The 19,369-nt window shown below is 70.9% G+C and carries 14 protein-coding genes and 1 riboswitch; of the genes, 10 read left to right on the top strand and 4 right to left on the bottom strand.

Annotation, left to right across the window (positions count from 1 at the left end; all coding sequences use genetic code 11):
- Positions 1–220: 220 nt before the first annotated feature.
- Positions 221–1,219: a sucrase ferredoxin gene (locus tag D9V36_RS12430; protein WP_129293823.1), complete on the bottom strand. Its 999-nt coding sequence runs from the start codon at positions 1,217–1,219 to the stop codon at positions 221–223.
- 199 nt (positions 1,220–1,418) lie between these two features.
- On the bottom strand, positions 1,419–2,666 hold the full coding sequence (locus D9V36_RS12425) for a citrate synthase (protein WP_129293822.1): 1,248 nt from the start codon (positions 2,664–2,666) through the stop codon (positions 1,419–1,421).
- Positions 2,667–2,779: 113 nt separating this feature from the next.
- Here D9V36_RS12425 and D9V36_RS12420 point away from each other — a divergent pair, with 113 nt between their 5' ends.
- Both D9V36_RS12420 and D9V36_RS12415 read left to right on the top strand, forming a co-directional pair.
- Positions 2,780–3,949, top strand: a complete 1,170-nt coding sequence (locus tag D9V36_RS12420) for a citrate synthase/methylcitrate synthase (RefSeq protein WP_129293821.1) — start codon at positions 2,780–2,782, stop codon at positions 3,947–3,949.
- Positions 3,950–4,074: 125 nt separating this feature from the next.
- The gene (locus tag D9V36_RS12415) at positions 4,075–5,181 is read left to right on the top strand and encodes a CobW family GTP-binding protein (RefSeq protein ID WP_129293820.1); all 1,107 of its coding nucleotides are present in this window, start codon (positions 4,075–4,077) and stop codon (positions 5,179–5,181) included.
- A 60-nt stretch (positions 5,182–5,241) separates the two neighbouring features.
- Here the strand turns inward: D9V36_RS12415 and D9V36_RS12410 are convergent, their stop codons facing one another.
- Entirely contained in the window at positions 5,242–7,689 is a 2,448-nt protein-coding gene (locus D9V36_RS12410; RefSeq protein WP_129293819.1) for a DNA gyrase/topoisomerase IV subunit A, read from the bottom strand.
- 299 nt (positions 7,690–7,988) lie between these two features.
- Between D9V36_RS12410 and D9V36_RS12405 the strand changes: the two genes are divergently transcribed.
- The 4 genes from D9V36_RS12405 to D9V36_RS12390 all read left to right on the top strand — a co-directional run bounded on the left by D9V36_RS12405 (position 7,989) and on the right by D9V36_RS12390 (position 12,864).
- Complete coding sequence (locus D9V36_RS12405) at positions 7,989–9,329, top strand: M16 family metallopeptidase (protein ID WP_129298371.1); 1,341 nt, start codon at positions 7,989–7,991, stop codon at positions 9,327–9,329.
- 38 nt (positions 9,330–9,367) lie between these two features.
- On the top strand, positions 9,368–10,750 hold the full coding sequence (locus D9V36_RS12400) for a M16 family metallopeptidase (RefSeq protein ID WP_129298370.1): 1,383 nt from the start codon (positions 9,368–9,370) through the stop codon (positions 10,748–10,750).
- 211 nt (positions 10,751–10,961) lie between these two features.
- A riboswitch (cyclic di-AMP (ydaO/yuaA leader) is annotated at positions 10,962–11,117 on the top strand.
- Positions 11,118–11,129: 12 nt separating this feature from the next.
- A complete protein-coding gene (locus tag D9V36_RS12395; protein WP_129293818.1) occupies positions 11,130–11,909 on the top strand; it encodes a M23 family metallopeptidase in 780 nt (259 codons plus the stop codon).
- A 265-nt stretch (positions 11,910–12,174) separates the two neighbouring features.
- Complete coding sequence (locus tag D9V36_RS12390) at positions 12,175–12,864, top strand: GntR family transcriptional regulator (protein ID WP_129293817.1); 690 nt, start codon at positions 12,175–12,177, stop codon at positions 12,862–12,864.
- 411 nt (positions 12,865–13,275) lie between these two features.
- On the opposite strand, the gene D9V36_RS12385 is transcribed toward D9V36_RS12390, so the two are convergent.
- Positions 13,276–13,557 carry an HPr family phosphocarrier protein gene (locus tag D9V36_RS12385; RefSeq protein ID WP_030990508.1) on the bottom strand — a complete coding sequence of 94 codons (282 nt, stop codon included), beginning with the start codon at positions 13,555–13,557 and terminating at the stop codon, positions 13,276–13,278.
- Between the two features lie 221 nt (positions 13,558–13,778).
- Here D9V36_RS12385 and D9V36_RS12380 point away from each other — a divergent pair, with 221 nt between their 5' ends.
- From D9V36_RS12380 to D9V36_RS12365, 4 genes are all read left to right on the top strand, one after another.
- Positions 13,779–16,802: a GNAT family N-acetyltransferase gene (locus tag D9V36_RS12380; protein ID WP_129293816.1), complete on the top strand. Its 3,024-nt coding sequence runs from the start codon at positions 13,779–13,781 to the stop codon at positions 16,800–16,802.
- A 38-nt stretch (positions 16,803–16,840) separates the two neighbouring features.
- Positions 16,841–17,434 (top strand): DUF5998 family protein, encoded by a 594-nt coding sequence (locus tag D9V36_RS12375; RefSeq protein WP_129293815.1) that lies wholly within the window; start codon positions 16,841–16,843, stop codon positions 17,432–17,434.
- Positions 17,434–18,624, top strand: a complete 1,191-nt coding sequence (locus D9V36_RS12370; RefSeq protein WP_129293814.1) for an alkaline phosphatase family protein — start codon at positions 17,434–17,436, stop codon at positions 18,622–18,624. The genes D9V36_RS12375 and D9V36_RS12370 overlap by 1 nt, the downstream gene beginning before the upstream one ends.
- A 67-nt stretch (positions 18,625–18,691) precedes the next feature.
- Positions 18,692–19,357 (top strand): thymidine kinase, encoded by a 666-nt coding sequence (locus D9V36_RS12365; RefSeq protein WP_129293813.1) that lies wholly within the window; start codon positions 18,692–18,694, stop codon positions 19,355–19,357.
- Positions 19,358–19,369 lie beyond the last annotated feature (12 nt).

The raw sequence follows: 19,369 nt of genomic DNA, 5'->3' as shown, positions 1-19,369 counted from the left end.
TCTGGTCTGCCGTCTCACCTGGTCCTGGAGCAGCCGTCCGCGGCCGGGCGTCGTTCGCCCCTCCGACGGGGCCGCATGTGGTCGAAGTGACCGTCGGCTTCGGAACGGGCGGCGGATCGGTCCCTATGAGGGTGCGTGCCTGACTCCTGAGGCGGGAACGCGGGGTGCGAGAGCGAGAGGTGGTGAAGTGCCCGGACAGCGTCTCGGGGAGTCCGCCAAGTCACCTGCAAGCAGCCTGGACCGTCCTTTGGGGCATGCTGCTCGCCTCACTGATCGAGACAACCGCCATACGCGCCGGTGGACCGAGCGGCGCACCACAGCTGGCGGGCGCCGCAGCACCATCGGCCCGCTGTTCAACGATGATCCGCCAGACGCGGCCGTCGGAGTGCGCCACGGTGACCGCCCAGGTAGCGGAGGCTCCGGCAAGGGTCGCGCTGCTGGGCGTCAGGCTGTCGGCCGACCTCGGTTCGGGCCACACCGTGTCGGTCCGTACGACGTCGAGTGCGTCCGCCAGGTCCTCCCCGAGCAACGCACGGACCGCAAGGTCGGCGGCCTGACCCGGCCGGTCCCAGGCGGAGCGGCCACGGGCGTGGTCGATCGTGATCCGTCCGTCGCGCGCCGTCTCCACGGCCTCCTTGACCAGGGGGGCCGAGGCGCGTCCGTAGGCGTAGCCGTAGGGGAGGACGAAAAGGGTGGGGGAGAAGCGGTGGCCTCCGATGTGGGTGACCTCCCAGGCCTCGGTTCCGCCGGCGGCGAGCTCGGCGGCCAGCGGGCGGCCGAGCAGGGCACAGCAACGGTCCCGCTTTCCGTTGGTGCACACCAGGACCAGCGGCTCACCGATGTACGGCTCCCAGAGGCCGTTGTGCTCTCCCGCTCCCAGGGCCGCGAAGTCCAGCCCGAGGGCCGCGCGGGCGTCGGTCACGGTGGTCGTGCGGATCCAGGATCGCCCCGGCGCGGTGTGCGCGAGGAACAGCCGTCGCCGGGAGGCGCCGTGGCGGTCGGCATGGCGCCCCGGCCGACGGATCAGGGCGACGCGTACACCCGTTCCCTCTGCCGCGGTCTCCAAGGCCCGGCCGACGTCAGGGTCGAGGTGGCTGTCCGTCAGTGCATGGGTGCCCCAGGGGCCCGGCTGCTCGATGAGCAGCCAGGTCCGGGCAGGGGCCGCGGTCCCGGCGAGAGATTCGGCCGATTCACGAGAAGCGGTGGCACAGGTACTCACATAGGTGAGCCTAACCTCATCTGCCCCGCGTCGGGTTCCGGGTGGGTGTGCAACGGGACGATGGGCAACCGCACGTTCCGCGATGATGGCAGGTGCCCCTTCGTGTGAGGTCCGGCGATGCCAGGGTTCCGGCATCGGCGGGCTGGTGCTGCTGGAGTCCTGGCATCGCTTGGGTGGCGTACCCAGCAGCAGCCTCCTGTCACGGCAGCGGCTGTGGTGGGCGGGGGCCGTGGTAGTGGCCACTTGGACGCATGCGGAGGGGCGGTTCGGCGTATTCCTCCAGGGCGTGGGCGATCCAGCCGGCGGTGCGGGCGATGGCGTAGATGGTCTCGCCTGCCTCCGCCGGCATGCTTGTCGAGACGGTCAGTACGGCCAGCGCGAGATCGACATTGGCATGTAGCTCCGTGTGCCGGGCCGTGGTGGTGACCACCTGCCGGGCGGCCTGTAGTGCGGGGCGGGCCCGCGGTACGTCCTCCAGGAATCGGAACAGGGTCCGGGCCCGTGGGTCCTCCCCCGGGTAGAGGCTATGACCGAGGCCCGGTACCCGGCGGCCGGTCCGCAAGTGGTCGGCGACCACGGTGGCTGCGCTGCCCCGGTCCTGCGCCTCCACCAGCATCCGGTGGGCGAGTCCGCTTGCCGCACCGTGCAGCACGCCGTCCAGTGCTCCGAAGCCCGCCGAGACGATCGCGTACGGATGGGCGCGGGCGGAGGCGGCGACGCGTACCGCGAACGTCGAGGCGGCGAGGTCGTGGTCGATGAGCAGGAGCAGCGCGGCGTCCAGGGCGCGAAGTGCCGCGGCGTCGGCGGGTTCCGCGGTCAGCCGTGACCAGAGGCGCATAGCAAGGGGACCGGAAGCGCTTTGCTTGGCGTTGTGCGACGGGAGGGCGTCCACAAGCGTCGGGATGAGGTTGCGGGCGGTGCCGACGACGGTCTCCTCGGACAGGTCGAATCGGAGCGGGTCGGCGGCCGCGGCGGCGATCGCGGCGACCCGTAGCCGGTCCACCGGTCCGCTGTGGGCCGGCAGTGCCTGTACGGCACGGTGGGCGGCCGACAGTGCGTCCGGGGGTGCCGTGAAACGGATGCCGGGGCGCAGCTCGCCGGTCCACAGCCACTCGGCTACTTCCTCGTAGCTGTAGCGGCCGGCGAGTTCCGATGAGTCGACGCCGCGGAAGTAGCAGTGGTCTCGGTCGATCAGTGTGATGCCCGTTCTGACCGCCAACTCGCTGCCGGAGGCGGAAGGTTCACGGCGGCTCGCACGTCGGGCGAGCGCATCGACCTCCTTCGCGTCGAACGTGCTGCCGCGGGTGCCCGGCTCGCGGCGGCTTGTCAGCTGGCCGCGGCTGACGTAGGCGTACACCGTCTCCGGCTTTACGCCCAGCCGGTCGGCTGCCTCTCGGGTACTCAGTCGCTGCCCGCCCGTGTCCTGTGCCGTGTCTCCATCCGCCATGGGCTCACCGTATCCAGACTCATGCACATTGATTGAATCAATATTGACAAGAATTGAGTCAAGCATAGACAGTCGGATCAATATTTGCCTGAGGAAGAGCAGGGAGATCAGCAATGCCGAGCGCTGAGGCGAACACACCGATCGACGCGCCCCGTGGGCTTGCGGGCGTCATCGTCACCGAGACCCGAGTGGGCGACGTCCGTGGCGCCGAGGGCTTTTACCACTACCGCCAGTACTCCGCAGTCGAGCTGGCGATGGCCCGCACCTTCGAGGACGTCTGGTACCTGATGTTCCACGGGGAGCTGCCCGATGCGGTGCAGCTCGCTGCCTTCAGCGCCGAGACCGCAGCCTTGCGCCCACTGCCCGCGGCGGTACGTGATGCGCTGCCCTCGCTCGCTCGTGCCGGTGTGCTCTCCGGCCCTGTCGCCGGGCTGCGCACCGCTCTGTCCCTGCTCGGCGCGACGGCCGGCTTCCGGCCGCTGTACGACATCGATACCGACCGCCGACGTGCCGACGCGCTCGCCGCGTGTGCCGCCGTACCGACCCTGGTCACCGCGCTCCACCGGCTCGGCCGGGGCCTGCAGCCCGTCGAGCCCCGCTCGGATCTGAGCTACGCCGCCAACTACCTCTACATGCTCACCGGCGACGAGCCGGAGCCCGACCGGGTCCGGGCGATCGAGGCGTATCTGATTTCCACCATCGACCATGGCTTCAACGCATCGACCTTCACCGGACGCGTCATTGCCTCCACCGGTGCCGATCTCGTGGCCTGCCTGGTCGGCGCCGTCGGCGCGCTCTCCGGACCGCTGCACGGCGGTGCGCCCAGTCGAGCCCTGGACATGCTCGATGCCATCGGCACACCCGACCGCATCGATCCCTGGATCCGCGACCGCGTCCTGAGTGGGGACCGGATCATGGGGTTCGGCCACCCCGTGTACCGCACAGAGGATCCGCGCTCCAGGATGCTCCGAGGTATCGCCGAGCAGATCGGTGGGCCGCTGGTGGACTTCGCCGTCCAGGTGGAGGCGAGGGCCGAAGAGCTGCTGGCCGAGCTCAAACCCGGACGTGAGCTGCACATCAACGTGGAGCTCTACGCGGGGGTCGTCATGGAGCTGTGCGGGCTGCCGCGCGAGATGTTCACGCCCACCTTCTGTGCGGCCCGCGTGGTGGGCTGGAGCGCCAACATTCTGGAGCAGGCCGAGGACTCGAAGATCATTCGCCCCGCGGCCCGGTATATCGGCCCGCCTCCGCCGCAGCCGCTGCCCGTCGTCGCACCCTCCTAGCCACCGGGGAGCGTCGCAGAGGGCGCGGGGCGGGCCGGGCTCGCGGCGCGGGCATTCCGTTACGATCGGCAGCTCGTCCGCCGCCGGTCCGCGCGGCCCGCCACCCGCACCATGGAGGCGCCCCCTTGGCCACGCAACAGATCCCGGTCGTCGTGCTCGCAGGCTTCCTCGGGTCAGGCAAGACCACGTTGCTCAACCACCTTCTCGGCAACGGCGACGGCACCCGTATCGGTGCGATCGTCAATGACTTCGGCAGCATCGAGATCGATGCCATGACCGTCGCCGGGCAGGTGGACTCGATGGTCTCGCTCGGCAACGGCTGTCTGTGCTGTGCGGTCGACACCAGCGAACTGGACACCTACCTGGAGCGGCTCGCACGCCCCGCCGCCCGGATCGATGTGATCGTCATCGAGGCCAGCGGGCTGGCCGAGCCGCAGGAACTCATCCGGATGATCCTCGCCAGTGACAACGACCGGATTGTCTACGGCGGGCTGATCGAGGTCGTCGACGCCGCGGAGTTCGAGGGCACCAGGACCCGGCATCCGGAACTGGACCGGCATGTGGGCATCGCCGACATCGTGGTGCTCAACAAAGCCGATCGCATCGGCGACGCGGCACGGCAGCATCTCATGGACTCGCTCGCGGACCTTGCTCCCGGCCGGCCCGTGATCTGCACGGCCTACGGGCAGGTCGATCCCGAGCTGTTCTTCGACCGTGGGCCGGGTGAGGACCACAACGCGGCCGTGCGCCAGCTGTCCTTCGAGGACCTCCTGCGCGAGGCCGCGGCGAGCAAGGACTCCGTGCACGGCCCGGACGACGGGTGCGACCACCCCGGCCACACCCATCACGCAGGTCACCTCCATGCCGCCTACCAGAGCGTGGAGTTCACCTCCGCCGAGCCGATGCACCCGCGCCGCCTCATGGACTTCCTCGACAGCCGCCCCGCCGGCCTCTACCGCATCAAGGGCTTCGTCCACTTCGACGTACCGGAGAACCGCCAGAAGTTCACGGTGCACGCCGTCGGTGACTTCCTGCGCTTCTATCCCACGCCGTGGCCGAAGGGCGAGGAGCGGTGCACCCAGCTCGTCATGATCGGCAGCGGCATCGACGCACCGGCCCTGCGCAAGGAACTGGACAACTGCCGCGAGAGTGCACCGCCGGAGGCCGACCAGAACAGCATGTGGGGCGTGCTGCGGTACGTGGCCGCACGCGAGGACTCCCAAGACGGCTGACGCCGTCGGGCCGGCCCTCCACCGGCCCGACGGCGTCAGCCGCATCCGTCACGCGCCTGCTTACACCGGCCCCGCCAGCGCCGCCACCGGCTTCGTCAGCGGCACACCCGAGCCGTCCCGCCGCGGATCCACCTCCGGCATCTCGACCGGCGTGCCCTTGGCGTCCGCGCCACGCACCGGAGCCGGTCCCACCCACGCCTGGACGAGAAGGTCCTCGCCCTTCAGGAACCGCTGGCACCGCACCCCGCCGGTCGCCCGCCCCTTGCGCGGATACTGGTCGAACGGGGTGAGCTTGGCCGTCGCCACCGAGTCGTCCAGCGTGCCGTGCGAGCCGGCGACCGTGAACACCATGGCCTCGGAGGCCGGATCGACCGCGGCGAACGCGATCACCTTCGCGCCCTCCCCCAGCTTGACGCCCGCCATGCCCCCCGCGGGCCGGCCCTGCGGCCGCACCTGCGACGCCTGATAGCGCAGCAACTGCGCCTCGTTGGTGACGAAGACCAGATCCTCTTCACCGGTGCGCAGCTCGGCAGCGCCCACGATGCGGTCACCGTCCTTGAGGGTGATGACCTCCAACTCTTCCTTGTTGGCGGGGTAGTCGGGCACCACCCGCTTGACGACACCCTGCTCCGTGCCGAGCGCCAGGCCCGGCGACGACTCGTCGAGCGTCGTGAGACAGATCAGCTCCTCGCCGTCCTCCAGCGTCAGGAACTCCGAGAGCTGCGCGCCCCCCGAGAGACTGGGCGCCGCCGCGGTCTCCGGCAGGTGTGGCAGATCGATCACCGAAATCCGCAGCAGCCGGCCCAGGGACGTCACCGCGCCCACCTCGCCGCGGGTCGTCGCCGGCACCGCCGAGACGATCACATCGTGCTTGACGCGCTTGGCGTCGGCATCGAAGGCCATGTCTCCGGCGACCGTACGCGCCAGCAGCCCCGTCGAGGACAGCAGCACCCGGCACGGGTCGTCGGAGACCTCCAGCGGCACCGCGCCGACCGAGGTGCCCGCCGACTCCAGCAGGACCGTACGCCGGTCCGTGCCGTACTTCTTCGCGACCGCGGCCAGCTCGCCGGACACCAGCTTGCGCAGCTCGGCGTCCGACTCCAGGATCCGCGTCAGCTTCTCGATCTCGTCCTGCAGCCGGTCACGCTCCGACTCCAGCTCGATACGGTCGAACTTGGTCAGCCGACGCAGCGGGGTGTCGAGGATGTACTGCGTCTGGATGTCGCTCAGCGAGAACCGCTCGATCAGCCGCTCCTTGGCCTGTGCGCTGTTCTCGCTGGAGCGGATGAGCCGGATCACCTCGTCGATGTCCACCAGAGCCGTCAGCAGGCCCTCGACGAGGTGGAGACGGTCGCGCCGCTTGGTCCGCCGGAACTCGCTGCGCCGCCGCACCACGTTGAAGCGGTGGTCGACGTAGACCTCCAGCAGCTCCTTGAGGCCCAGCGTCAGCGGCTGGCCGTCCACCAGCGCGACGTTGTTGATGCCGAAGGATTCTTCCATCGGCGTGAGCTTGTACAGCTGCTCCAATACGGCCTCGGGGTTGAAGCCGTTCTTGACCTCGATCACCAGCCGCAGGCCGTGCTCACGGTCGGTGAGGTCCTTGACGTCCGCGATGCCCTGGAGCTTCTTCGAACCGACCAGGTCCTTGATCTTGGAGATGACCTTCTCGGGACCGACCGTGAAGGGGAGTTCGGTGACGACCAGGCCCTTGCGGCGGGCGGTGACGTTCTCCACCGTGACCGTTGCGCGGATCTTGAACGTGCCGCGGCCCTTCTCGTACGCGTCCCGTACGCCGCCGAGGCCCACGATCCGGCCGCCCGTCGGCAGGTCCGGACCCGGCACGAAGCGCATCAGGGTGTCGAGATCGGCGTTCGGATGCTTGATCAGATGGCGGGCCGCGGCGATGACCTCGCCCAGGTTGTGCGGCGGCATGTTCGTCGCCATACCGACGGCAATGCCGGACGCCCCGTTGACCAGGAGGTTCGGATACGCGGCAGGGAGGGCGACCGGTTCCTGCTCCTGGCCGTCGTAGTTCGGCGCGAAGTCGACGGTGTCCTCTTCGATGGACTCCGTCATCAGGGATGTCGCGGACGCCATCCGGCACTCGGTGTACCGCATCGCGGCGGGCGGGTCGTCATTGCCCAGCGAACCGAAGTTGCCGTGGCCGTCGACGAGCGGCAGCCGCATCGAGAACGGCTGCGCCATGCGCACCAGGGCGTCGTAGATCGACGCGTCACCGTGCGGATGGAGCTTACCCATCACCTCGCCGACGACGCGGGCGCACTTGACGTATCCGCGATCGGGCCGGAGCCCCATCTCGTTCATCTGGTACAGGATGCGGCGGTGCACGGGCTTGAGACCGTCGCGGGCGTCCGGCAGGGCGCGCGAGTAGATGACCGAATACGCGTACTCGAGGAAGGAACCCTGCATCTCGTCGACGACGTCGATGTCGAGGATCCTCTCCTCGAAGTCGTCCGGCGGCGGGGTCTTCGTGCTGCGGCGGGCCATCGCGGCTGCGGCTCCTTTAGCTGCGTCTACTGCCGATGCCGGGGAGACGGCATCGGAACAACGGTCAACCAGTCGGGTCAACCAGCTGAGGGATCGACCCGCGAGTATGTCTGAGTCTGACGCGGACCATTGTGGACCGCCCCACTGACAACGCCGACCGCGACTCCCCCTTCAGCTCCTGCGGGCTCGCGCACGGCGCAGGTTCCGGGCCGGCCGCCCGGTGACTTCGCCAGATGCCGACGCGCTTGCATACAGTGACAGAACTTCCTCGCAAGCGGATCGAAGGGACGTACATGCCCATGGGTCACACGGCCACAGAACAAGCCGGCTCCGGCGGACTGACAGCGACCGAGCACCGGCTGGCCAACGGCCTGCGCGTGGTGCTCTCCGAAGACCACCTGACCCCGGTCGCAGCGGTCTGCCTGTGGTACGACGTCGGTTCCCGCCACGAGGTCAAGGGCCGCACGGGCCTGGCTCACCTCTTCGAGCACCTGATGTTCCAGGGGTCCGCGCAGGTGAAGGGCAACGGTCACTTCGAGCTGGTGCAGGGCGCCGGCGGTTCGCTCAACGGCACCACGAGCTTCGAGCGCACCAACTACTTCGAGACCATGCCCGCCCACGAGCTGGAGCTCGCGCTCTGGCTGGAGGCGGACCGGATGGGCTCGCTGCTGACCGCGCTCGACGACGAGTCCATGGAGAACCAGCGCGACGTCGTCAAGAACGAGCGCCGCCAGCGCTACGACAACGTCCCCTACGGCACGGCCTTCGAGAAGCTGACGGCCATGGCGTACCCCGAGGGTCACCCGTACCACCACACGCCCATCGGGTCGATGGCCGACCTGGACGCCGCCTCCCTGGAGGACGCACGGGCGTTCTTCCGCACCTACTACGCGCCCAACAACGCCGTCCTGTCGATCGTGGGCGACATCGATCCCGAGCAGACGCTGGCCTGGGTCGAGAAGTACTTCGGCTCGATCCCCGGGCACGACGGCAAGCAGCCCCCGCGGGACGGCACGCTGCCCGACGTCATCGGCGGCGAGCTGCGGGAGGTCGTCGAGGAGGACGTGCCCGCACGTGCCCTGATGTCGGCCTACCGTCTGCCGCACGACGGCACCCGTGAGGCGGACGCCGCCGACCTCGCGCTGACCGTCCTGGGCGGCGGCGAGTCCTCTCGCCTGTACAACCGGCTGGTGCGCCGTGACCGCAGTGCTGTGGCGGCCGGCTTCGGCCTGCTGCGGCTGGCCGGCGCGCCCTCGCTGGGCTGGCTGGACGTGAAGACGTCCGGCGGCGTGGAGGTCCCCGGCATCGAGCGCGCGGTCGACGAGGAGCTGGCCCGCTTCGCCGCCGAAGGCCCGACCCCGGAGGAGATGGAGCGGGCACAGGCCCAGCTGGAGCGCGAATGGCTGGACCGGCTGGCCACGGTCAGCGGCCGCGCCGACGAACTGTGCCGCTTCGCCGTCCTGTTCGGGGACCCGCAGTTGGCGCTGACCGCCGTACAGCGCGTTCTGGACATCACTCCCGAGGAGGTGCAGGCGGTCGCCAAGGCCCGGCTGCGCCCCGACAACCGCGCGGTGCTCGTCTACGAGCCCACCGAGCCGACCGACGCCGCCGACACCGAGGAAGGGGAGGCGGACCAGTGAGCGACGCCACCACCCACGCCGATTCCCCCGTGAGCAGCATGGACTTTCACCCGCAGCCCCAGGGCGGCGCGCCCAGGCCGTGGGCCTTCCCGGCCCCCGACCGCAGCCAACTGCCCAACGGGCTCACCCTCCTGACCAGCCACCGCCCCGGCCAGCAGGTCGTCGCGGTCGAGATCAACCTCGTCGCTCCGCTGGAGGCCGAACCCGAGGGCCTGGACGGCGTCGCCACGATCATGGCGCGTGCCCTGTCGGAGGGCACCGACAAGCACGACGCGGAGGAGTTCGCCGCCGAGCTGGAGCGCTGCGGCGCCACCCTGGACGCGCACGCCGACCACCCCGGCGTACGGGTGTCCCTCGAGGTGCCGGCGTCCCGGCTGCCGCGTGCGCTCGGCCTGCTCGCCGACGCGCTGCGCGCTCCCGCCTTCCCGGAGAGCGAGGTCGAGCGGCTGGTGCGCAACCGTCTCGACGAGATCCCGCACGAGCTCGCCAACCCGGCCCGGCGCGCGGCGATGGCGCTGTCCAAGGAGCTGTTCCCGGCCACGTCCCGTATGTCACGGCCGCGCCAGGGCACGGAGGAGACCGTCGGGCGCGTCGATGCCGCGGCCGTCCGCGCCTTCTACGACGCCCATGTACGGCCCGCCACGGCCACTGCCGTCATCGTCGGTGACTTCACCGGGGTCGACCTGGACGCCGCGCTCGCCGAGACGCTCGGCGCGTGGCGCGGCTCGTCGGCCGAGCCGCTGAAGGCCTCGCCGATCGTCGCCGACGACACCGGCCGCGTGGTGATCGTGGACCGCCCCGGCGCCGTCCAGACGCAGCTGCTCATCGGGCGTATCGGCGCCGACCGGCACGACCGGGTGTGGCCCGCGCAGGTCCTCGGCACGTACTGCCTGGGCGGCACCCTCACCTCCCGTCTGGACCGTGTCCTGCGCGAGGAGAAGGGCTACACCTACGGGGTGCGTGCCTTCGGCCAGGTGCTTCGCTCCACCGCTCCCACGTCCCCCGAGGGGGCCACGGGCGCCTCGCTGCTCGCCATCAGCGGCTCGGTGGACACCGCTTCCACCGTCCCGGCGCTCGACGACCTGTGGAATGTGCTGCGCACCCTTGCGGCAGAGGGGCTGACGGACGACGAGCGGGATGTCGCCGTACAGAACCTCGTCGGGGTCGCGCCGCTGAAGTACGAGACCGCGGCAGCCGTCGCCGGCACCCTTGCCGACCAGGTGGAGCAGCACCTGCCGGATGACTTCCAGGCGCAGCTGTACGTCCGCCTCGCGGAGACCGGCACGGTGGAGGCAACCGCGGCGGCCGTCAACGCCTTCCCCGTGGACCGGCTGGTGACGGTCCTGGTGGGCGATGCGGCGCAGATCGCCGAACCCATCAAGGCGCTGGGCATCGGTGAGGTGACGGTCGTCGGCGGCTAGCGTCACCGTGTGACGGAAGGTCACATATCGACAAAGCAACTCCCGTGGCGGTGGTCTGCCACGGGAGTTGCCGTATGTCCGGTTTATTGCGGCCGGTGCCTCGGTTCTTGTGGCATCCCGCACAAAAAAGCGGATCTGTTTGCCGATTGAAAGTTGCCCCGTTTAGCGTCGGTCCGGCTGTTCGTCACAAGTCCGCCACAACCGTGGCACCGGACAGTCATCGCCGAATCCCCGTACGGCGCGAGCCAGGGGAGCCGGGGACCCAGAGTCCCTTGGGGTGAATCGGACTCCCCTCCGGAGGAGCCCGTAGGAGACCTTCCTGCTCCGAACCCGTCAGCTAACCCGGTAGGCGAGAAGGAGGGAAAGGACAAGCCAGTACATGGCGTTCATCCGTGCCACCGGGAAGCACCGTCGTACGAGCCGCCCCGTTCGGACGACCCGCAACGTCGCCGGCATAGCCACCCTCGCGGCCGGCGGCGTGGTCGCCTCCGTGGCCTCGCCGGCGCTGGCGGCCACGGACGAGGCCCGCACCCACGACACCGGCCTGCAGCATGCCGTCGTACTCGGTGACGAGCTCGCCAACCACGTCGCGGCCCAGGCCGACGAGCAGCAGGCCGAAGCGGAGGCCGCGGCGGCGAAGGCGAAGGCCGAGGCCGTGGCCAAGAAGCAGGCCGAGGAGGCCAAGCGGCGCGTCGAGGCCGCCCGCAAGGTCAAGGAGCGCGCCGCCCGCGAAGCGGAGCGCAAGCGCCTCAACACCTTCGTCGCCCCCGTTGCCGACTCCTACGTGTCCACCTCGTACAAGGCCTCCAGCGGCCTGTGGTCCTCGGGCAGCCACACCGGCATCGACTTCCACGCCGCCTCCGGCACCTCCGTCCACGCCGTCGGTACGGGCACCGTCGTCGAGGCCGGCTGGGGCGGTTCGTACGGCAACAACATCGTGATCAAGATGAGCGACGGTACCTACACCCAGTACGGTCACCTGTCGTCGCTCGGCGTCTCGGTCGGCCAGCACGTCACCCCGGGCCAGCAGATCGGCCTCTCCGGCGCCACCGGCAACGCCACCGGCCCGCACCTGCACTTCGAGGCCCGTACCGGCGCCGACTACGGCTCGGACATCGACCCGGTCGCGTACCTGCACTCGCACGGCGTCAACGTCTGACCTTCCGCCTCGCCCGCCCGCGCCCTTCGCAGGGGCCGCGCCGCGCCGAGCGTCCTCCTGAAGCCCCGGCTCCACGGCCGGGGCTTCGGCGTATCCGGCCCCGCGGCCGGTGTGCTGGGGATACGCCTTGCCCTTCCGCCAACTTCCGGCCAAAAACTTTCCATGAATAATCGGAGCCCGCCGAAAAGCCGTTCCGGTCGAATAGAGTCACGGAAAAGGCGCCGAGCGGCGGCGTTTCCAGGGGATTTCGGCGGAGGCACGGAAGATGCGAGGCCATATTTCCGCTCATGCGGTGTGCACGGCGATTCGCGATGACATCGTCTCCGGTGCGCTGGCGCCGGGGAGCCGGCTGATCGAAGAGATCCTTGCGGCCCGGTACGGCGTCTCCAGGGTGCCGGTCCGTGAAGCGCTGCGGACCCTGCAGTCCGAAGGGTTCGTCACCACTCGCCACCACGCGGGCGCCTGTGTCGCCGAGCCCACCGAGCAGGAGGCCGCCGACCTCCTCGACGTCCGCGCGCTGTTGGAGCCGCTGGGTGCCGCCCGCGCGGCCGCCCGCCGCAGTCCGGCCCACCTCAAGGTGCTCCGTGGCCTGGTACGGCTCGGCCGCGAGCGGACCCGTCACGGCAGCCCGGCGGATCTGCGCCAACTGGACGGCTGGTTCCACGAGACGCTGGCCCAGGCGGCCGGCAGCACCAGTCTGACGGCGTTGCTGACCCAGCTGCGGCGCAAGATCGAGTGGATGTATGCCGTGGAACTGCCCGCCCGTACGGGGGAGTCGTGGGACGAACACGGCGCGGTGCTGGACGCGGTGGCCCGGGGGGACGCTGAACGGGCCCGTGCCCTGATGGCGGCTCATGTCGAACGCTCGCTCCCGGTGTACCGGCTCCGGCGCCCCGCCAACACGGAGGTGAGGGATCCGAAACCGCCCGTCAACACGGCACGTGCCCGCCCTTAACAGTCGCCCCGTATACAAAGAAGTGCGGAAGGGGGCTGGGGAGCGGGCGAGATTGAAGTTTCATCCCCATCTGCATTCAGCGTGTAAATGTGCCGCTGCATGTGCCGCCATATATGCTGCGATGGAATGCGCGCTGTGCTCAAATACGCGCTGCGCGTTATGAGTGCTGCCGCGGATGCGCCGTCGGAGTAATTGAATAACGCACGCTTTTTCTTGTGTCCCCGATATCGAGGTGTCGTCTCCGATGTCCCGGGCACGGCCAGCGGGTTCCGGTGGGGAGGCTCAGGGGGAGACTCCGGTACGGGGGAGATTCCGGTACGGCCAAGGCCCCGGCGCAGCGAAACGGCCCCGTCGCGGCAACCGGTCACCGGTTGCCGCGACGGGGCCGTCGCAGTAGGAGTCCCGGGGGACTCAGACGGTCTCGGGGAGCTCCTCGAGCCCCTCGGCGACGAGCTTGGCCAGACGGTCGAGCGCCTCCTCGGCGCCCTCGGCGTCGGAGGCCAGCACGATCTCCTCACCGCCCTGGGCGCCCAGGCCCAGGACCGCGAGCATGGAGGCCGCGTTGACGGGGTTGCCATCAGCCTTGGCGATCGTCATGGGGACGCCGGAGGCGGTGGCCGCACGGACGAAGATCGACGCGGGGCGGGCGTGCAGGCCCTCGGCCCAACCGACATTGACGCGGCGCTCTGCCATGGTGTTGCCCTTCAAAGTCGTGACTGTTGTCTAGACCAGTCTCTCACGCTGCCGGGAGTGCTGGGCAGCCCTTTACCCTGGCCTTTTGCGGCCGTTGGGCTCCCCAAGGAACAGCCGGTAGGCCGACCGGGGATACGTCCGTACGGCCTCCTCAGCCTGCCCCGCATCCCGAGCGTACGCGCGCCGAGCCGGTTGTCGGTGGCCGGTCGTACGCTGTCCGCATGCACAAGCCGCAGGACCACGCGTACCCGACCCACTGGGAAGCCGACGTGGTGCTGCGCGACGGCAGTACCGCGCGGATCCGCCCCATCACCCCCGACGACGCCGAGCGGCTGGTCTCCTTCTACGAGCAGGTCTCGGACGAGTCGAAGTACTACCGCTTCTTCGCGCCCTATCCGCGCCTGTCCGACCGCGATGTGCACCGTTTCACCCACCACGACTACATCGACCGGGTAGGGCTCGCCGCCACCGTCGGCGGCGAGTTCATCGCCACCGTCCGCTACGACCGGATCAACGACCAGGGGCTGCCCGCCAAGAGCCCCGAGGACGACCAGGCCGAGGTCGCCTTCCTCGTCCAGGACGCCCACCAGGGCCGCGGTGTCGCCTCCGCCCTCCTGGAACACATCGCGGCCGTCGCCCGCGAGCGGGGCATCCGCCGGTTCGCCGCCGAGGTGCTCCCCGCGAACTCCAAGATGATCAAGGTCTTCACGGACGCCGGCTACACCCACAAGCGCACCTTCGAAGACGGTGTGGTCCGCCTGGAGTTCGATCTGGAGCCGACCGAGCAGTCCATGGCCGTGATGCGCGGCCGCGAGCAGCGCGCCGAGGCCCGCTCCGTACAGCGGCTGCTCGCCCCGGGCTCGGTCGCCGTCATCGGGGCCGGCCGCGCCCCCGGAGGTGTCGGGCGCACCGCGCTGCGCAGCCTCCTGGAATCCGGCTTCACGGGCCGGGTGCACGCCGTCAACCACGCCTTCCCCGAGGACATGCGGCGGCTGCAGCCCGAAGAGGTGCCGGCCGTCCGCTCCCTGCGGGAGATCCCCGACCCGGTGGATCTCGCCGTCATCGCCGTGCCCGCGGACAGCGTCCCCGACGTGGTCCGCGACTGCGGCGAACACGGCGTCCAGGGCGTGCTGATCCTGTCCTCCGGTTACGCCGAGGCGGGCCCGGACGGCCGGGAGCGGCAGCGCGCCCTGCTCCACCAGGCCCGCTCGTACGGGATGCGGCTCATCGGGCCCAATGCCTTCGGCCTCATCAACACCGCCCCCGACGTCAGGCTGAACGCCTCCCTCGCCCCCCATATGCCCGGCTCCGGCCACATCGGCCTGTTCACCCAGTCCGGTGCGATCGGTATCGCTCTGCTCAGCGGACTGCATGCGCGCGGCCCCGGTGACGGCGGGATCGCCGGCATCTCCGCCTTCGTCTCGGCCGGCAACCGCGCCGATGTCTCCGGCAACGACCTGCTCCAGTACTGGTACGACGACCCGGACACCGATGTCGTGATCCTCTACCTGGAGTCCATCGGCAACCCGCGCAAATTCGCCCGGCTCGCCCGTCGCACCGCCGCCGTGAAACCGGTCGTGGTCGCCAAGGGGGCCCGGCACAACGGCACGGCTCCGCCCGGCCACGCCGTGCCCACGGTCCGCGTCCCCGACAGCACCGTCGCCGCCCTGATGCGCCAGGCCGGCGTGATCCGCGTCGACACGGTCACGGAGCTGATCGACGCCGGTCTGCTGCTGGCCTCCCAGCCGCTTCCGGCCGGCCCGCGCATCGCCATCCTCGGCAACTCCGAGTCGTTGGCGCTGCTCGCCTACGATGCCTGCCTGACCGAAGGGCTGCGCCCGCAGAGCCCCCGTGTACTGCCCTCCGCCGCGACACCGGACGACTTCCGGGCCGCCCTCGCCGAGGCCCTGTCCAGCGACGGCTGCGATGCCGTGGTCGTCACGGCCATCCCCTGGGTGGGGGAGGGGGCCGCCGTCTCGCCCGCCGACAGCGAAGGCGCCGCACTCGCCGCCGCGCTGCGGACCGCGGCCGAGGCGCATCCTCAGAAGCCGGTAACGGTCGTCCACCTCGCCATGGACGATCTGGCCGAGACACTCGCGGCACCGGCACCGGCACCGGCACCGGCACCCGCGCAGTCGCCCGCGCCCGCTGCGCCCGCCCGGGGCGAGCCGGTCCGCCCCGAGGGTCCGGCCCCCGCGTCCGCCCGGTCCGCCGAACCCCTGCGGCCCCCACGGCCCCCGCACCCCCCGGCGAACCGCTCACGCCCCCCGATCCCCCCGGGCCCACCGCCCACCCTCGCCGCACGCCGGCCGGAGCCGGCCCATGGCGCCGCCGCCGGCCCGTCGCGGCCCCGCCCGGCGCCCCTCCGTATCCCCGCCTACCCCGCCGCCGAGCGCGCCGTGCGCTCCCTCGCCGAGGCCGTGCGCTACGCCGCATGGCGCCGGGAGGCCGCCGAGCCGGGCCGGGTGCCCGCATACGACGACATCCAGGAGGCGGCGGCCGGCGCCGACATCGAGCGCCTGCTCGACCGGCTCACCCCGGACGCCCCCACGGGCCGCTCCGTCCGGGTACCGCCCCAGGACGCCGAGGCCCTGCTCGCCCGTTACGGCATCCGCACCCAGCCCGTCCTACCGGCCCCCGACCCGGACACCGCCGTCCGCGCCGCCGCCCGCCTCGGCTATCCGGTGGCCCTGAAAACCACCGCACCCCATCTGCGTCACCGCGCGGACCTCGGCGGAGTACGTCTCGATATCGCCGGTGAGTCCGAACTCCGCCGCACCTATGCCGAATTGACCAATTTCCTCGGCTCTCCGGAGGAGCTGCGCCCGGTCGTCCAGTCGATGGTGCCGCGCGGCGTCGACACGGTCATCCGTGCCGCCATCGACCCGGCCGCCGGCGCGGTGCTCTCCTTCGGCCTGGCCGGGGCGCCCTCCCAGCTGCTCGGCGATACCGCCCACCGCCTCATCCCCGCCACCGACCGCGAGGTCACCGAACAGATCCGCTCGATCCGCGCCGCCCCGCTGCTGTTCGGCTGGCGCGGCTCCCAGCCCGTGGACACCACGGCCCTGGCCGAGGTGCTGCTGCGCGTCTCCCGGCTCGTCGACGACCACCCCGAGGTCGTCGGCGTCGACCTCGAACCGGTCGTCGTCGCCGCACACGGCCTCTCCGTACTGGGGGCGACCGTGCGCCTGGCCAGGGCCCCCGCCACCACTGACCTCGGCCCCCGCCGGCTGCCCGTCTACTGAGGCTCTCGCGGCCCGGTACGCCCCGTAAGATGGACCCCATGGCTAAGACCGGTACGACGACCCAGGGGCTGCGCGCGGCGATCGAGCGCAGCGGCTATTACCCGACGCTCGTGGCCGAGGCGGTGCAGGCCGCGGTCGGCGGCGAGCCCGTGACGTCGTACCTCGTCCACCAGGAGACGACCTTCGACGCCAACGAGGTCCGCCGCCATGTCACGGTCCTGGTCCTGACCGGCACCCGCTTCATCGTCAGTCACACCGACGAGCAGGCCGCCGACGCCACCTCCCCGTCGCCGTACGCCACCACCTCCACGGAATCCGTCAAGCTGAGCCGGATCTCCTCCGTGGTACTCAGCCGGGTGGTCGCCAACCCCGAGTCGTACACCCCGGGCCGGCTGCCCCGCGAGGTCGTGCTCACCATCGGCTGGGGCGCGGTCGCCCGCCTCGACCTGGAGCCCGCCGCCTGCGGCGACCCCAACTGCGAGGCGGACCACGGCTACACGGGCTCCTCCACCGCCGACGACCTCTCGCTGCGGGTCAGCGAGGCCGGTGACGGACCGGACTCGGTGCGCGAGACGCTCACCTTCGCCCAGGCGCTCTCCGAGGCCACCGCGGCCACCCCCTCGCCCCGCTGATGGTCCACATCGCCCCCGCCTGGCCGGAACCCGAACCGCTCGACCCGCTCGGCGCCCCGGTGCCGCAGTACGGCACCGGCTCGCTCGCCGACCTGCTGCCCACCATCGCGACGGGGCTCGGCATGACCGGCCTCGCCACCTCGATGGAGCTGGCGCCCGCCGACCGCGCCTGTGTCTTCCTGATCGACGGCCTCGGCTGGGAACTGCTGCGGGCCCATCCGGAGGAGGCGCCGTTCCTCACCTCCCTCCTGGGCACGTCGTTCAACGGCAGCGGCCGCCCGCTCACCGCGGGCTTCCCGTCCACCACCGCCACCTCGCTCGCCTCGGTCGGCACCGGCCTGCCGCCGGGCGCCCACGGCCTGCCCGGCTACACCTGCGAGGACCCGGCCACCGGCGCCCTGATGAACCAGCTGCGCTGGTACCCGTGGACGGAACCGCATGTCTGGCAGCCGTATCCGACGGTCTTCCAGCGCGCGGACGCCGCCGGTGTCCACACCTGCCAGGTCTCCGCGCCGAGCTTCCAGCACACCCCGCTCACCCAGGTCGCGCTGAGCGGCGGCACCTTCCACGGCCGGCTGTCCGGCGAGGAGCGGATGGACCTCGCTGCCGAGCAGCTTGCCGCCGGTGACCGTTCGCTGGTCTACACGTACTACTCAGAGGTGGACGGCAAGGGGCACCGCTACGGCGTCGACTCCGACGCCTGGCGCGGCCAGCTGATGTACGTCGACCGGCTCGCCCAGCGGCTGGCGGAGCAACTGCCGCCGCGCAGTGCGCTGTACATCACCGCCGACCACGGCATGATCGACATCCCCTTCGACCCCGAGTCCCGGATCGACTTCGACGAGGACTGGGAACTGCGCGCCGGCGTACGCCTGTTGGGGGGCGAGGGCCGGGCCCGCCATGTGTACGCCCACCCGGGCGCGGCCGCCGATGTGCTCGCCGTGTGGCGCGAGGTGGTGGGTGAGCAGATGTGGGTGGCGAGCCGCGAAGAGGCCATCGCCGCGGGGTGGTTCGGACCGTCCGTCGACGACCGGGTGCGTGCCCGGATCGGAGATGTCGTCGCGGCCGCACACGCCGATATGGTGATCATCGCGACCGAACGGGAGCCCCGTGAATCGGAGATGGTCGGGATGCACGGTTCGATGACCCCGGTGGAGCAGCTGGTGCCGCTCCTGGAAGTCCGCACCTGACCCGCGCGGCCCGCCGCCCGCACGCCCCCCACCCTTCCGTACGACCCCGAAAGGCCCGCAACACTCCATGCCCGAGCTGGTGTTCTTCTCCGGAACGATGGACTGCGGAAAGTCGACACTTGCGCTGCAGATCGAGCACAACCGCTCCTCCCGCGGTCTGCAAGGCATGATCTACAGCCGCAACGACCGGGCCGGCCACGGCAAGCTCTCCTCCCGACTCGGTCTGGTGACCGAGGCCGTCGAGGCGGCGCACGGCATGGACTTCTACACGCATGTCGTCGACCGTCTCTCCGCCGGCGGCCGGGTCGACTACGTCATCGCCGACGAGGCACAGTTCCTCGTCCCCGAACAGATCGACCAGCTCGCCCGCATCGTCGACGACCTCGAACTGGACGTCTTCGCCTTCGGCATCACCACCGACTTCCGCAGCAAGCTGTTCCCCGGCTCCCAGCGGCTGGTCGAACTGGCCGACCGCATAGAGGTGCTGCAGGTCGAGGCGCTGTGCTGGTGCGGCGCCCGCGCCACGCACAACGCCCGTACGGTCGACGGCCGGATGGTCGTCGAGGGCGCTCAGGTCGTGGTCGGCGATGTCGTCGGCGACGTGGACGGCCCGCACACCGAGGTCGGCTACGAGGTGCTGTGCCGGCGTCACCACCGTCGCCGCCAGACCTCGGCGGCCGCCCGGGCGGCCGCGCTCTCCCCGGACGTCCTGCCGGTCGACAGCGCGAAGTAGGCCCGGCCGCGG

Source organism: Streptomyces lydicus (genome assembly GCF_004125265.1).
Classification (GTDB): domain Bacteria; phylum Actinomycetota; class Actinomycetes; order Streptomycetales; family Streptomycetaceae; genus Streptomyces; species Streptomyces lydicus_C.
Note: the sequence above shows the minus strand (reverse complement) of the source record. Positions and strands in the feature narration are given on the sequence as shown.

What these genes read in the sequence shown, in the direction of transcription:
- D9V36_RS12375 (WP_129293815.1), top strand. Translation starts at nt 16,841, where the DNA reads ATGGCTAAGACCGGTACGACGACCCAGGGGCTGCGCGCGGCGATCGAG.
- D9V36_RS12395 (WP_129293818.1), top strand. Translation starts at nt 11,130, where the DNA reads ATGGCGTTCATCCGTGCCACCGGGAAGCACCGTCGTACGAGCCGCCCC.
- D9V36_RS12410 (WP_129293819.1), bottom strand. Translation starts at nt 7,689, where the DNA reads ATGGCCCGCCGCAGCACGAAGACCCCGCCGCCGGACGACTTCGAGGAG.
- D9V36_RS12380 (WP_129293816.1), top strand. Translation starts at nt 13,779, where the DNA reads ATGCACAAGCCGCAGGACCACGCGTACCCGACCCACTGGGAAGCCGAC.
- D9V36_RS12385 (WP_030990508.1), bottom strand. Translation starts at nt 13,557, where the DNA reads ATGGCAGAGCGCCGCGTCAATGTCGGTTGGGCCGAGGGCCTGCACGCC.
- D9V36_RS12365 (WP_129293813.1), top strand. Translation starts at nt 18,692, where the DNA reads ATGCCCGAGCTGGTGTTCTTCTCCGGAACGATGGACTGCGGAAAGTCG.
- D9V36_RS12370 (WP_129293814.1), top strand. Translation starts at nt 17,434, where the DNA reads ATGGTCCACATCGCCCCCGCCTGGCCGGAACCCGAACCGCTCGACCCG.
- D9V36_RS12425 (WP_129293822.1), bottom strand. Translation starts at nt 2,666, where the DNA reads ATGGCGGATGGAGACACGGCACAGGACACGGGCGGGCAGCGACTGAGT.
- D9V36_RS12405 (WP_129298371.1), top strand. Translation starts at nt 7,989, where the DNA reads ATGGGTCACACGGCCACAGAACAAGCCGGCTCCGGCGGACTGACAGCG.
- D9V36_RS12420 (WP_129293821.1), top strand. Translation starts at nt 2,780, where the DNA reads ATGCCGAGCGCTGAGGCGAACACACCGATCGACGCGCCCCGTGGGCTT.
- D9V36_RS12390 (WP_129293817.1), top strand. Translation starts at nt 12,175, where the DNA reads ATGCGAGGCCATATTTCCGCTCATGCGGTGTGCACGGCGATTCGCGAT.
- D9V36_RS12400 (WP_129298370.1), top strand. Translation starts at nt 9,368, where the DNA reads ATGGACTTTCACCCGCAGCCCCAGGGCGGCGCGCCCAGGCCGTGGGCC.